This is a genomic window from Streptomyces sp. NBC_00012, assembly GCF_045040875.1.
Lineage (GTDB): Bacteria > Actinomycetota > Actinomycetes > Streptomycetales > Streptomycetaceae > Streptomyces.
Window position 1 is genome coordinate 975,182 of sequence record NZ_CP108310.1, and the last position, 16,575, is coordinate 991,756.

At 71.2% G+C, this 16,575-nt stretch carries 1 protein-coding gene (running past one end of the window); it reads right to left on the reverse strand.

Going from position 1 to position 16,575, the window contains the following annotated elements; translation table 11 throughout:
* Window positions 1-16,575: the 3' portion of a type I polyketide synthase gene (locus OHA19_RS43665; protein WP_331754623.1), read on the reverse strand. Its footprint extends 13,359 nt past the window's final position; only the last 16,575 of its 29,934 coding nucleotides appear in the window; its start codon lies beyond the right edge, outside the window — the gene reads right to left on this strand; its stop codon occupies window positions 1-3.

Genomic DNA, 16,575 nt, shown 5'->3' on the forward strand with positions numbered 1-16,575 from the left:
TCAATTCGAGCGGCCGAGCTTCTGGTTGATGAAATCGAAGATCTCATCGTCCGATGCCGATTCGAGCTCCTGACTCACATCGGCCTGTTCGGTCTCAGCTCGCCCGTCCGACCACTTGGCGAGGAATGCCTGGAGTCGCATCGCGACCCTTGTCCTCGTCAGGTTGTCGGGCTCCTTTTCTGACATGGCGGCCTCGAGCTTGTCCAGTTCCGCGAGGAGCAATACGCCCGAGGCGTCCGACGCATCCGAGTCGAACCGGAGTTCCGTGTACAGGAACGCGGCCGCCGCTGCCGCCGTCGGACGGTCGAAGGCCAGGCCCGCCGGCAGCCGGAGCCCGGTGGCCCGTGACAGCCGGTTGCGGAGTTCCACGGCCGTCAGGGAGTCGAATCCGAGCTCCCGGAAGACCCGGTCGGCTCCGACCTCGTCCACCGGGTGGCCGAGGACTGCCGCCGCGTGGGTCCTCACCAGCCGCACCAGTTCGGCCTCCCGCTCCGGCTCGGACATGGCCTCCAGCCGTCGGCGCAGCTCGTCGGCGACGTCGTCGTCGACGTCCGTCGGCTCGGCGCCGCCCGCCAGGGCATCCGCGGCCTCCGGCAGCTCCGCGAGGAGCGCGCTGGGGCGCATGGCCGTGAACGACGGCGCGAACCGCGCCCAGTCCACGTCGGCGACGGTGAGCAGCGGGTCGGCATCGGCGACCGCTTGGCGCAGCGCGGTGAGGGCCAGCTCCGGCGCCATCGGGGGCAGGCCCCGCCTGCGCAGCAGCTCCGCCTCCTCGGCCTGCCCGGCTTCGCCGTCCCGCACGGTGCCTTCCGTCGTGTCGCCGTCGGCCCACGGACCCCAGGCCACCGACGTCGCGGCGAGGCCGCGCGCCCGGCGGTTCAGCGCCAGTGCGTCCAGGTAGGCGCCGGCCGCCGCGTACACGCCCTGGCCGCCACCGCCCCAGACACCGGCGATGGTGGAGAAGAGGACGAAGGCGTCCAGTTCCGTGTCGGCGAGGACCGCGTCGAGATGGGCGGCGCCGACCACCTTGGCGGCCAGCCGTTCGTCGGCCTCCTCCATGCGGATGGTGTCGAGCGGGGCGAGGTGGTTGCCGCCGACGGTGTGCACCACCGCCCGCACGGGGCCGCCCTCGTCGGCGAGCCGCCGGACCAGCGCGTCGAGCGCCTCGCGGTCGGTCACGTCGCAGTGCGCGACGACCGCGCGCTCGCCGAGCGCCGTCACCGCCGCCTCGACCGGTTCCTGCCCTTCGGGGGTCATCAGAACCACCCGGTCGGCCTCGGTGCCGGCCAGCCAGTGCGCGACGTACGAGCCGAACGGCGTCGTGGCATCGGTGACGAGCACCGTGCCACGCGGGGCCCACTCGCCGCCCGTGGTGTTCGCCGACGCCCGCAGGAGCCGGGGCACGAACACTCCGGCGGGGCGCACCGCGGCCTGGTCCTGGCCGCTGCCGCCGCCGATGAGCGCGAGGATTCGGTCCACCGCCCGCTCGTCCGCGTTCGCAGGCAGGTCGATCAACCCGCCCCAGCTCTGCGGCTGTTCCAGCCCAGCGACCCGGCCGAGGCCCCACAGCTGGGCCTGTGCCGGTTCCGGCGCCGCGTCGGAGCGGCCCGTGTTCACGGCTCCGCGGGTCAGGCACCACAGGGGCGCCTTCACACCCGCGTCGCCCAGTGCCTGCACCAGGTCCAGCGTGGCCGCCATGGGCTCCTGGCCGAGGGCCAGCAGGGAGACGACGCCCGCGATGCCCTCGGGGCCCGCGGCCTCGCCGGCTCCGGCAAGCTGCTCGGCCAGTCCGGTCCGGTCACGTGTGCCCGGGTCCACGGACAGCCGGGCGGCGGCGGCGCCGTGCGCCTCGATCCCGGCGACGACCGGGTGGCCGAGGTGCTCGTCGGCTGCCACGACCAGCCAGGTGCCGGACAGCGGCACACCCGTGTCGTCCGCGACCGCCTTCCATGCGACCCGGTAGCGCCAGGCGTCGACCGTGGACTGCTCGCGGGACTGGCGGCGCCACGACGACAGCAGTGGCAGCACCTCGCCCAGCGGCTGGTCCGCGGTGAGTCCGGCCCCGTCGACGAGTCCGGACAGGTCCTCCTGCTCCACCGCGGCCCAGAACCGTGCGTCCATCGACGACACGGCATCCGTCTTCGGGGCGGCGGGACCGCCCGGCTTCGGCCAGTAGCGCTGCCGCTGGAAGGCGTAGGTGGGCAGGTCGACCCGGCGGGCGCCGGTTCCGGCGCAGTACGCGTTCCAGTCGACTGCCGTGCCGCGCACGTGGAGTTCGGCGAGGGCGGTGAGCAGGGCCTGCGGCTCGTCGCGGTCCTTGCGCAGGGCCGGTACGAAGCCGAACTTCTCCGGGTCGACGGTGGTGTCGGTGAGGCAGTCCTGCGCCATGGCGGAGAGGACTCCGTCCGGCCCCAGCTCCAGGAACGCGGTCACGCCCTGGGCTTCCAGAGTGCGGATGCCGCCCAGGAAACGGACCGCCTCACGGACGTGCCGGACCCAGTACTCAGGGTCCTGGACGTCCTCGGCGGACAGGACTGCACCCGTCACGTCGGACACGACGGCCAGCTGCGGGGCGTTGAAGGTCAGTCCCTCCGCGACCTTGCGGAAGTCTTCCAGCATCGCGTCCATGCGCGGCGAGTGGAAGGCATGGCTGACCCGCAGGCGCTTGGTCTTGCGACCCTCACCCTCGAAGTGCGCGGCGATCCGCAGGACCTCCGCCTCGTCACCCGAAACCACCGTGGAGCGCGGGCCGTTGAGGGCGGCGATGGACACGTCATCCGTCAGCAGTGGCAGGACCTCGCTCTCGGCAGCCTGGAGGGACACCATCGCCCCGTCCGTCGGAAGCGCCTGCATCAGACGGCCCCGGGCGGCCACCAGCTCCGCCGCGTCTTCGAGAGACAGCACCCCGGCCACGTGCGCGGCCGACAGCTCACCGATCGAGTGACCCAGCAGATAGTCCGGCTTCACCCCCCACGCCTCGACGAGACGGAAGAGCGCGACTTCGAGAGCGAACAGACCGGCCTGCGTGAACTGCGTCCGATCCAGCAGCTCGCCCACACCCGCACCCTCGCCCTCATCCTTGCCCTCGTCGAAGACGACCTCACGAAGGGGCCGGTCCAGGTGCCGGTCCAGCTCCGCGCACACCGCGTCGAACGCGTCCGCGAAGACGGGATACGCCTCGTACAGCTCCCGGCCCATACCGGCTCGCTGCGAACCCTGACCCGAGAACAGCACCGCGAACTGTCCGGACGTGACCGAGTCCACGATCACGTTCGAGTCCGTGCCGTCCTCGGCCAGTGCCTCGATGCCGCGCAGCAGTGCGTCCCTGTCCTTCCCGACGACGACGGCCCGGTGGGCCAGCGCGGCGCGGCTCGTGGCGAGCGAGAACGCCACGTCCGACGCGTCGAGTCCGGGCCGGCGCAGCAGGTGCGACCGCAGGAGCCTGGCCTGCGCCGTGAGGGCGCGCGCCGACTTCGCGGACAGCATCCACGGCAGGACCGGGGACGACGAGGCGGTCGGGGCGACCGGCCGCGGCTCCGCGTCGACGTCGGGCGCGGGAGCCTGCTCGATGATCGTGTGGGCGTTGGTGCCGCTGATGCCGAACGAGGACACCGCCGCGCGCCGCGGTCCGCCCGTCTCGGGCCAGGCCACCGACTCCCTCAAGAGCTCGACGGCCCCCGCCGACCAGTCCACCTGCGTGGACGGCTCGTCGACGTGCAAGGTCCGCGGCAGCACACCGTGGCGCATCGCCATGACCATCTTGATGATGCCGGCGACACCGGCGGCGGCCTGCGTGTGACCGATGTTCGACTTCACCGAGCCGAGCAGCAACGGCTGTTCCTGCGTCCGCTCCCGGCCGTACGTCGCGAGCAGCGCCTGTGCCTCGATCGGGTCGCCGAGCCTGGTGCCCGTACCGTGCGCCTCCACCACGTCCACCTGGGACGCCGACAGACCGGCCGAGGCGAGGGCCTGGCGGATGACGCGCTGCTGCGCGGGCCCGTTGGGGGCGGTCAGACCGTTGGACGCACCGTCCTGGTTCACCGCGCTGCCGCGCACGACCGCGAGGACCTCGTGGCCGTTGCGGCGGGCGTCCGAGAGACGCTCCACCAGCAGCATGCCGACACCCTCACCCCAGGCCGTGCCGTCCGCCGCATCGGCGAACGCCTTGACGCGCCCGTCCTCCGCCAGACCGCGCTGGCGGGAGAACTCGATGAACGCGCCAGGCGTCGACATCACGGTGGCACCGCCGGCCAGGGCCAGCGAGCACTCACCCGACCGCAGCGCCTGGATCGCCAGGTGCAGCGCCACCAGGGACGACGAGCACGCCGTGTCCACAGTGATCGCGGGTCCTTCGAGGCCGAACGTGTACGAGAGCCTGCCCGACACGACGCTTGCCCCGTTGCCGGTGCCCATGTGGCCCTCGGCACTGTCGGCGGACATGAACAGCAGGGCCGAGTAGTCCTGGCCGTTGGTGCCGGTGAAGACTCCGGTGCGGCTTCCGCGCAGCGACTCCGGATCGATGCCCGCCCGCTCGAACGCCTCCCAGGAGGTCTCGAGGAGCAGCCGCTGCTGCGGGTCCATTCCAGTGGCCTCGCGCGGCGAGATCCCGAAGAAGACGGGGTCGAAGTCCCCCACGTCACGTAGGAATCCGCCCTCGGCCACATACGAGGTGCCCGCGTGGTCAGGGTCCGGGTCGTACAGCGAATCGAGGTCCCAGCCCCGGTCCACCGGGAATCCGGTCACCCCGTCCGTACCGGCCGCCAGCAGTTCCCACAGCTCTTCCGGCGTACGGACACCGCCCGGGAAGCGGCAGCTCATGCCGACGATCGCGATCGGGTCGTCCGGGTCGGTCACCACCGTCGCCGTCGCCGCTGCCGCCATCGCCTCGAGGGCGTCGACGTGCTCGGCCTCCTCGCCGAACAGCTCGGCCCGCAGGTGTTCGGCCAGAACCGTCGGGGTCGGGTGGTCGAACACCATGGTCGCGGGGAGCTTGAGCCCGGTCGCCTTGGCCAGGCGGTTACGGAGCTCCACCGCGGTCAGTGAGTCGAAGCCGAGCTCCCGGAAGGTGCTCGCCGCGGTGACCGAGTCCGCGCTTCCGTGTGCGAGGACGACCGCCGCCTGGCTCCGCACCAGTTCGAGCAGTGCCCGGGTCCGCTCCGCTCCGGTGGCCGCGGCCAGCCGGTCCCGCAGGGCCGAGGCTTCGTCGCCCGCCGCCGCGGTCACCTCCTCCTGGAGGTCCCTCACCTCGGGCAGGCCCGTGAGCAGCGGGCTCGGGCGCAGCGCGGTGAACGCGGGCGCGAACCGCGTCCAGTCGACATCGGCCACGGTGATGTGGGTGTCGCGCTCGGCGAGCGCCTGTTGCAGGGCGGCAACGGCCCGCTCCGGAACCATGGCGGGCAGCCCCCGGCGCAACAGCTCCGCCTCGGCATCGCCCGCCGCCATGCCGCCGTCGGCCCACGGGCCCCAGCTGATGGAGGTCGCGGTCAGGCCGCGGGCCCGCCGGTCCTGGGCGAGGGCGTCAAGGTGGGCGTTGGCCGCGGCGTAGGCGGCCTGGCCGCCGCTGCCCCACACGCCGGCGATCGAGGAGAACAGGACGAATGCGTCGAGCTCCTCGTGCGGTTCGGAGGTATTGGACGTGTCGGAGGTGTTCGAGGTGTACCCCGCGAAGACGGCGTCGAGGTTCGTCGCGCCGGTCACCTTGGCGGACAGGACGGCCGCCAAGGCGTCGTCGTCCAGCGTGTCCAGCGGGTGCGAAGCGGCCACACCCGCGGTGTGGATGACGGAGCGGACCGGCGTACCGGCCTGCCGGAGACCTTCCACCAGCTCTTCCAGCGCTTCCCGGTCGCTCACGTCACACGCGGCGACCTCCACCGCCGCACCCAAGCCCTCCAGCTCGGCCACCAACTCGACCGCGCCAGGAGCGTCCGGGCCACGACGGCTCGTCAGCACCAACCGCTCAGCACCGTTACCGGCCGCCCAACGAGCCACGTGCGCACCCAGCGCACCCGTGCCGCCCGTCACCAGGACCGTCCCACGCGGCGACCAACCACCCGACGCAGCACGACTGCTACCAGGCGCGTGCACCAGGCGACGCCCGTACACACCCGAAGCACGTACCGCGAGCTGATCCTCACCAGCAGAACCGGCACCGGCACCGGCACCGATGCCCGTGCCTGTGCCGGTCAGCGCGGCACACACACGGGCCACCGCCCGCTCGTCCAACGTCTCGGGCAGATCGATCAACCCACCCCAACGGCCCGGCTGCTCCAGCGCGGCCACCCGCCCCAGACCCCACACCTGCGCCTGCACCGCATCCACCGCACCATCGGAGCGGCCCACCGACACCGCACCCCGCGTCAGACACCACAACGGCACGGACAGCTCCGCATCGCCCAGCGCCTGCACCAGCGCCAACGTGCCCAGCGCCGCACCCTCCCGGCCCAGGGCCAGCAACGACACCACACCGGCGAACCCGGAGGCATCCTCGGCAAACCGCGCAGCCAGCGCCCCACGGCTCACCTCACCACCCTCCACCAGCCACTCCACGACCTCGCCGCCACGCGCACGCATCCCCGCAACCACCGGATGATCCGCACACGCCGACGACGACACCACCAGCCACCGCCCGGACAGCCCGGCACGATCCGCACCACCCGGAACCGGCTGCCACGTCACCCGGTAACGCCACGAGTCCACGGTCGACAAGTCGCTCGACCTGCGCCGCCAGGAGGAGAGCACAGGCAGCGCCGCGCCCAACGACTCCAGCTCGTCCGAGCCCAGAGCCGCCGCGAAGGCATCCACGTCCTCCTGCTCCACCGCGGCCCAGAACGCACCGTCCAGGTCCGACGACGGCGAGGCCGCAGCGGCCCCGGCACCGCCCATCAGCAACCCGCCGCCCTCCGGCCAGAAGCGCTCGCGCTGGAAGGCGTAGGTGGGCAGGTCGACGCGGCGGGCGGTGGTACCGGCGAAGTGCGCCGGCCAGTCAACTGCCCCCCCTTGTACGTACAGTTCGGAAAGCGCGGCGAGGAGCGCGTCGGGCTCTTCGCGGTTCTTGCGGAGTACGGGTACGAAGGTGAGCTGCTGCTCGTCCTCGGAGCCGGACGTCACGCAGTCCTGCGCCATGGCGGAGAGCACGCCGTCCGGGCCCAGCTCCAGGAACGCGGTCACGCCTTCGGCTTCCAGCGTGCGGATGCCGTCCAGGAAACGGACCGCCTCACGGACGTGCCGGACCCAGTACTCCGGGTCCTGGATCTCCTCGGTCGACAGGACTGCACCCGTCACGTCGGACACGACGGCCAGCTGCGGGGCGTTGAAGGTCAGTCCCTCCGCGACCTTGCGGAAGTCGTCCAGCATCGCGTCCATGCGCGGCGAGTGGAAGGCATGGCTGACCCGCAGGCGCTTGGTCTTGCGACCCTCACCCTCGAAGTGCGCGGCGATCCGCAGGACCTCCGCCTCGTCACCCGAAACCACCGTGGAGCGCGGGCCGTTGAGCGCCGCGACAGACACACCATCGACCAGCAGCGGCAGGACCTCGTCCTCCGCCGCCTGGAGCGACACCATCGCCCCGCCCGCCGGGAGCGCCTGCATCAGACGGCCCCGGGCGGCCACCAGCTCCGCCGCGTCTTCGAGAGACAGCACCCCGGCCACGTGCGCGGCCGACAGCTCACCGATCGAGTGACCCAGCAGATAGTCCGGCTTCACCCCCCACGCCTCGACGAGACGGAAGAGCGCGACTTCGAGAGCGAACAGACCGGCCTGCGTGAACTGCGTCCGATCCAGCAGCTCACCCGCACCCTCGCCCTCGTCGAAGACCACCTCGCGAAGAGGTGTCTCCAAGTGCCGGTCCAGCTCCGCGCAGACCTCGTCGAACGCCTCGCTGAAGGCGGGATACGCCTCGTACAGCTCCCGGCCCATGCCGACCCGCTGCGAGCCCTGACCCGAGAACAGCACACCTGTCCGGCCAGGAGTCACCGAGCCTTCCACGGTCCGCTCACCGATCAGGACCGCACGGTGCTCCAGCACCGCACGCGACGTCACCAGCGAGAACCCGACATCGAGCGGCGACAGATCGGGGTTCTCGGCGACGAACGACCTCAGCCGCTCCACCTGCCCCGCCAGCCCCGCCTCCGACTTCGCCGACACCACCCACGGCACCACCGGCAACACCGCCGGAGCCACAACCACCGCCGGCTCATCGACCTCCGGCGCCTGCTCCACGATCACGTGCGCGTTCGTGCCGCTGATACCGAACGAGGACACCGCAGCACGGCGCGGTGCGCCGGTCTCCGGCCAGGCACGCTGCTCGGTGACCAGCTCCACCGCTCCGGCGGACCAGTCCACCTGCGGCGTCGGCTCGTCCACATGGAGCGTCTCGGGCACCAGCCCGTGCCGCATCGCCTGCACCATCTTGATCACACCCGCCACACCGGCAGCCGCCTGCGTATGACCGATGTTCGACTTGATCGAACCCAGCAGCAACGGCCGGTCCTCCGGACGCTCCTGCCCGTACGTCGCAATCAGCGCCTGCGCCTCGATCGGGTCGCCCAGCCTTGTACCCGTACCATGCGCCTCCACCGCGTCCACCTGCGACGACGACAGACCCGCACTCGCCAACGCCGCCCGGATCACCCGCTGCTGCGACGGACCGTTCGGAGCCGTCAGACCATTGGACGCACCATCCTGGTTCACCGCCGAACCACGGACCACCGCGAGAACCCGGTGCCCATTGCGGCGGGCATCGGAGAGCCGCTCCAGCAGCAGCATGCCGACACCCTCACCCCAGCCGGTGCCGTCGGCCCCGGCCGCGAACGACTTGCAGCGACCATCAGCAGCCAGACCACGCTGACGCGAGAACTCGATGAAGCTGCCGGGCGTGGCCATGACGCTCGCGCCGCCGGCGAGCGCCATTGAGCACTCGCCGGACCGCAGCGCCTGCGCCGCGAGGTGCAGGGCGACCAGGGACGACGAGCACGCCGTGTCCACCGTCACCGCAGGACCCTCAAGGCCCAGCGTGTAGGAGACGCGGCCGGAGACCACACTGCCCGAGGTGCCTGTCGCGAGGTATCCCTCGACTCCTTCGGGCACGGTGGCCAGTTGCGCCACGTAGTCGTGGTACATCAGGCCCGCGAAGACGCCGGTGCTGCTGCCGCGCAGCGAGCCCGGGTCGATGCCCGCGGACTCGATGGCCTCCCAGGAACCTTCGAGGAGGAGCCGCTGCTGCGGGTCCATCGCCAGCGCCTCACGCGGCGAGATCCCGAAGAAGCCGGGGTCGAACTCGGCGGCATCGTGCAGGAATCCGCCCTCGCGGGTGAACGACGTGCCGGGACGGTCCGGGTCGGGGTCGTACAGCGCGTCCACGTCCCAGTTACGGTCCGTGGGCAGTCCGGTGATTCCCTCGCCACCGGTGGCCACCAGGTCCCAGAGCTTGTCCGGTGACTCGGCGCCACCGGGGAACCGGCAGCTCATACCGACGATGACGACCGGGTCGTCCGCCGTGTCGACGGCCGCGCGAGCCGCAGGCACGACTCTTGCCGTCTGGACGCCGACGATCTCGGTTCGGATGTGATCGGCCATTGCGACCGGTGTCGGATAGTCGAACACGAGGGTGGCCGGCAGGCGCAGCCCGGAGGCCCCGCTCATCCGGTTACGGAGTTCGATGGCCGTGAGCGAGTCGAAACCCAGCTCGGTAAAGGCCCGCTGGGGCTGCACCGCGTCGCCTGAGGCATGGCCGAGCACGGCGGCAGCCTCCGCACGCACGAGGTCCAGCACGAGGTCACGCTGTTCGGTTTCGGGGAGTGCGAGGAGCGTACGCGCGAAGGACTCGGACTGATCCGCACCCGACTCCGCCACCCGCCGACTCGGCACCCGCACCAACCCACGCAACAGCAACGGCGTCAACTCCGGACGCGCCCGCAACGCCGCCAGATCCACCCGGACCGGCACCACCACCGACGCATCCACACCCCCCGCCACATCGAACAACCCCAAACCCTGACCCGACGACAACGGCACCAGACCACCCCGCGCCAACCGCCGCAGATCCCCCTCACCCAACTGCCCCGTCATCCCACTCGCCTGCGCCCACAACCCCCACGCCAACGACTGACCCACCAGACCCTCACCACGCCGCACTTCCGCCAACGCGTCCAGGAACGCGTTCGCCGCCGCATAGTTCGCCTGACCCGCACCACCGAACACACCAGCCGCAGACGAGAACAGCACGAACAACGACAGATCCAAGCCACGCGTCAACTCATGCAGATGCCACGCCGCGTCCACCTTCGGACGCAACACCGCACCCAGACGCTCCGGAGTGAGAGAGGACAGCACACCATCGTCCAGGACACCGGCCGTGTGCACGACACCCACCAGCGGATGCCCGGCAGGTATGTCTCCCAGCACCGCCGCCAGAGCCTCACGGTCGGCCACATCACACGCGGCCACCCGCACCGAAGCACCCAGATCAACCAGATCCGCCACCAACTCTGACGTTCCCGGAGCCTGATCCCCACGACGCGACACCAGAAGCAGATGCCGCACACCCCGCTCCGTCACCAGATGCCGGGCCACCAGACCACCCAGAACGCCACTGGCACCGGTCACCAGGACCGTGCCCCCACCATCCAGATCACCCACCGGCCGCTCAGCCGCGGCAACCGCCCGGGACAGGCGCGGCACGAACACCTCACCCCGCCGCACCGCCACCTGCGGCTCACCCGAAGCCACAACGGCGGACAGCAACGTTTGCGACGCCTCGTCCTCATCATCGAGGTCGACCAGGACGAAACGGTCCGGGTTCTCCGACTGCGCCGAACGCAGCAGACCCCACACCGCAGCCTGCACCGGATCCGGCACCTCGGACTCACCACAGGCAACCGCACCCCGCGTCACCACGACCAGCCGCCCCTGACCAGCCTCCTCATCCGCCAGCCAGCCCTGCGCCACCTCCAACGCCCGCACCGCCACCTCATGCGCCCGCGCAACCACACCCTCCGCAGTACCCGCAGCACCGACACTCAGGTCCTCGACCCGCACCCCAGACGCATCCACATCCACATCCGCAGGCACAGACACCGCCAACCACTCCACCCGGAACAACGCATCCCGAGCCACATCACCACCACCCGCACCCCGCAACTGCTCAGCAGTCACCGGACGCAACGCCAACGACTCCACCGACGCCACATGCGCACCCGTGCCATCAGCCAGCAACAACGACACACCCGAACCCGAACGCACAATCCGCACCCGCAACACCCGAGCACCCACCGCCGAAAGCGACACCCCCGACCACGCAAACGGCAGCCCCACGCCGCCCTCGACCGCCTCCGGGTCACCATCGGCAGCGAGCCCGATCGCGTGCAAGGCCGAGTCAAGCAGCGCCGGATGCAACCCGAAGCCCTCGGCGTCCGCCCCCTCGGGCAGCACCACCTCGGCGAAGACATCACCGCCCTGTCGCCAGGCCGAACGCAGACCCTGGAACAGCGGCCCGTACTCGTAGCCCGAATCGGCGAGTTCCTCGTACAGAGCGTCGATCGTCACCGCCTGGGCGCCCGCCGGCGGCCACTGAGCCAGCCCTTCCGTCACCGGCGCGGCAACCTCGGCCAGCACACCGCTCGCGTGCCGCGTCCAGACTCCGTCCACGGCATCGGCGGGACGCGAGTACACCGTCAGCTCGCGTCGTCCGGACTCGTCGGCCGCGGCGACCGCGACCTGGACGGCGACTGCGCTCTGGTCGTTGAAGACCAGCGGAGCCTCGATGGTGAGCTCTTCCACCAGGCCGCATCCGACCTGGTCAGCTGCGTGCAGCGCCAGTTCCACGAACGCGGTGCCCGGCAACAGCACCGAGCCCCACACCGCGTGATCCGCCAGCCACGGATGCGTCTCGACCGACAGTCGGCCGGTCAGCAGGATGCCATCGGTACCCGCGAGACCGACCGCACTCGACAGCAGCCCGTGGTCGACCGAGTCGAGTCCTGCGGACGACACGTCCAGGTTCCCCTGCCCGAGCGCCCCACTCAGCCAGTAGCGCTCGCGCTGGAAGGGGTAGGTGGGCAGGTCCACATGCGTGGCCCGCTGCCCCGCAAACACCGCCTGCCAGTCCAGCTCCACACCATGGACGTGGGCCACGGCCATCGAGGTCATGAAGCGGTGTGCCTCGTCCTCGTCACGGCGCAGGGTCCCCAGCGCCACCGCGTCGTCCCGGCCGGCCTCCTCGAAGATCTCCTGCAACCCCAGATTCAGCACCGGGTGCGGGCTCACCTCGATGAACACGGACAGACCATCACTGGCAGCCGCCCGCACCGCCCGCTCGAACTCCACCGTGGAGCGCAGATTCCGGTACCAGTAACCGCCGTCCAGACCCGACGTGTCATCCAGCAGCGCACCGGTCAGCGTGGAGTAGAACGGCACCCGGCCCGACACCGGCACCACACCCGCCAGCAGACCCGCCAGCTCGTCCTCGATCAGCTCCACCTGAGCCGAGTGCGACGCATAATCCACCGCGATCCGCTTCGCCCGCACGCCTTGTCCCGTGCAAGAGGCCACCAGCTCATCCAGCGCCCCCGGCTCACCCGACACCACCACCGACGACGGCCCGTTCACCGCCGCCACCGAGATCCGGCCGTCCCACACGGTCAGGCGCTCACGCAGCTCCGCCACCGGAAGCGACACCGACACCATCCCGCCGCCGCCGGACAACGCCAGCAGGGCCCGCGACCGCAGGGCCACCACCCGCGCACCGTCCTCCAGCGACAGACCCCCGGCGACCACGGCCGCCGCGATCTCACCCTGCGAGTGGCCGATCACCGCCGCCGGCACCACACCACACGCCCGCCACAGCTCGGCGAGCGACACCATCACCGCCCACAGGACCGGCTGCACCACATCCACCCGGTCAAACCCAGGCGCACCCTCCCCGCCACGCACGACATCCAGCAGAGACCAGTCCGTGAACGGCTCCAACGCCGCACCGCACTCCGCCATCCGCCCCGCGAACACCGGCGACGACTCCAACAGCCCCGCCGCCATACCCACCCACTGCGCACCCTGACCCGGGAACACGAACACCGGACGAGCCGAGGAACCGGCCACACCACGCACCACACCCGCGCCCGAACCGGCGCCCAGCGCCACCGACTCCAGACCCGACCGCAGCTCCTCCACACCACCCGCAAGCACCACCGCACGATGCTCGAACCGCGACCGGCCAAGCGCCAACGACCGCCCCACAGCAGACAACTCCGCCAGTGAGCCACCGCCATCAACAGCCAGCCGCAACCGCTCCGCCTGCGCCCGCAGCGCATCCTCCGACTTACCCGACAGCACGAACGGCACACCCGCACCCACCACCGGAGCAGACCCGTCGGCCACCGACACCGACACCACAGACTCCAGCTCCGGAGCCTGCTCCACGATCACGTGCGCGTTCGTGCCGCTGATACCGAACGAGGACACCGCAGCACGCCGCGGCTCACCCGTCACCGGCCAGGCACGCCGCTCCGTGACCAGCTCCACCGACCCCGCCGACCAGTCCACCTGCGACGACGGCGCATCCACATGCAGCGTCTCGGGCAGCACTCCATGGCGTACTGCCTGAACCATCTTGATGATGCCGGCGACGCCTGCGGCGGCCTGCGTGTGGCCGATGTTGGACTTGATCGAGCCGAGCAGCAGCGGCCGGTCCTCCGGGTGCTCCTGGCCGTACGTCGCGATCAGAGCCTGTGCCTCGATCGGGTCGCCGAGACGGGTACCCGTGCCGTGCGCCTCCACCGCGTCCACCTGCGACGCCGACAGACCGGCGTTCGCCAGCGCCGCCCGGATCACCCGCTGCTGCGACGGACCGTTCGGAGCCGTCAGACCATTGGACGCACCATCCTGGTTCACCGCCGAACCACGGACCACCGCAAGGACCTGGTGACCATTGCGGCGGGCATCGGAGAGCCGCTCCACGAGGAGCATGCCGACCCCCTCGGACCAGCCCGTGCCGTCAGCCGCGTCGGCGAACGCCTTGCAACGGCCGTCGGCCGCGAGGCCCCGCTGCCGCGAGAACTCCACGAACGTCGCCGGGGTCGCCATGACGGTGACACCGCCGGCCAGCGCCATCGTGCACTCGCCCGAGCGCAGCGCCTGGATCGCCCAGTGCAGGGCGACCAGGGACGACGAGCACGCCGTGTCCACGGTCACCGCAGGACCCTCGAAGCCGAACGTGTACGAGACACGGCCGGACGCCACGCTGCCCGAGTTGCCCGTGCCGATGAACGCCTCGACGCCGTCGGGCACGGAGCCGAGCCGGGCCGCGTAGTCGTGGTACATCAGGCCCGCGAAGACACCGGTCCGGCTGCCGCGCAGCGAGGCCGGGTCGATGCCCGCACGCTCGACTGCCTCCCAGGAGGTCTCCAGGAGGAGCCGCTGCTGCGGGTCCATCGCCAGCGCCTCACGCGGTGAGATGCCGAAGAACGCCGGGTCGAACTTCCCCGCCTCGTAGAGGAATCCGCCCTCGATGGTGCGGGACTTGCCTTCCTGGTCGGCGTCCGGTTCGTAGAGGCCGTCCAGGTTCCAGCCACGGTCGGTCGGGAATCCCGCGATTCCGTCCCCTGCCGTGGCGACCAACTGCCAGAGGCCCTCGGGGTCGGTCACCCCGCCGGGGTAGCGGCAAGCCATGCCGACAATCGCGATCGGCTCGTCATCCGCGAGTCGCGTCGCCGGAGCGGCCGCGGCCGCCTCGGGCTGCGCGCCCAGCGCCTCCGCGACCAGGAACTCCGTCAGTTCGCTCGGCGTCGGGTAGTCGAAGACGAGGGTCGCCGGCAGGCGGAGGCCCGTCGCCGTGTTGAGCCGGTTGCGCAGTTCGACGGCGGTCAGCGAGTCGAAGCCGAGCTCCTTGAACGCGCTCCGGGACTTGATCGACTCGCCGGAGCCGTAGCCGAGCACCGCCGCGACCTGACCGCGGACCAGGCCGTCGACGAAGCGGATCCGCTCGTCGGGCGACAGGCCGGACAGGCGTACGGCGAAGCTCGATCCGGACTCCCCCGACGTGGCCGCACGGCGGCCAGGGACACGGACCAGCCCGCGGAAGAGGTGTGGCACCCCCTCCGTCGCGGCACGCTTGCGCCACACCGGGAGGTCGAGCCGCACGGGCACCAGCGCCGCGCGCCCCGCGCCTTCGGCGGCGTCGAAGAGTTCGATGCCCTGCTCGGCAGAGAGCGGCGGAACGCCGGACCGGGCCATACGCTGCGCATCGGCATCGTCGAGCCGCTCCAGCATCCCGCCCTCGGCCCACGGACCCCAGGCCAGCGACTGACCCGCCAGACCCTCACCACGCCGCACTTCCGCCAACGCGTCCAGGAACGCGTTCGCCGCCGCATAGTTCGCCTGACCCGCACCACCGAACACACCAGCCGCAGACGAGAACAGCACAAACAGCGACAGATCCAAGCCACGCGTCAACTCATGCAGATACCAGGCCGCGTCCACCTTCGGACGCAGCACCGCAGCCACCCGCTCCGGGGTGAGGGAGGACAGCACACCGTCGTCCAGGACACCGGCCGTGTGCACGACACCCACCAGCGGATGCCCGGCAGGTATGTCTTCCAGCACCGCCGCCAGAGCGTCACGGTCGGCCACATCACACGCGGCCACCCGCACCGAAGCACCCAGATCAACCAGATCCGCCACCAACTCTGACGTTCCCGGAGCCTGATCCCCACGACGCGACACCAGGAGCAGATGCCGCACACCCCGCTCCGTCACCAGATGCCGGGCCACCAGACCACCCAGCGCACCACTGGCACCGGTCACCAGGACCGTGCCCCCACCATCCAGATCACCCACCGGCCGCTCAGCAGCAACAACCGCCCGGGACAGGCGCGGCACGAACACCTCACCGCCCCGCACCGCCACCTGCGGCTCACCCGAAGCCACGACCGCGGGCAGCACCGCACGCGACGCCGCATCGCCGTCGAGGTCAACGCTCAAGTCTCCGGAAGTACCTTCGGCCAGTGGGTCGAGATCGGCAAGGACGAAACGGTCAGGGTTCTCCGTGTGCGCGGTCCGCAGCAGACCCCACACCGCAGCCTGCACCGGATCCGGCACCTCGGCCTCACCACAGGCAACCGCCCCACGGGTCACGACCACCAGCCGCGACTGTCCGAACTTCTCATCCGCCAGCCAGCCCTGCACCAGCTCCAATGCGCGACCGGTTACTTCATGCGTGCGGCCAACGACGTCACCGGCGCCACCGATGCCGTCGACCGTGCCCACACCCGCACTCGTACTCGTACCCGTACTGGTTCCGGCGAACGACACCGCCACCACGCCCGGCACCGACTCGCCCGCACCGAGTGCGGCGGCGAGCGCCTCCAGGTCGGCGTAGCGCACACCGGGCACGGCAACCGCGTCGCCGAGCACGGCCCAGCGCGCCTCGACCCGCTCCTCCGTCACCGCGTGGCCGACCCAGTCCACCTGGAACAGGGTGTCACGGGTTGCGCTGTGGCCGGCCGAGGCAACCTGCTCCTGCGACACCGCGCGCAGCGCGAGCGAATCGACGTGGGCGACCGGGGCACCGGCGCCGTCGGCCAC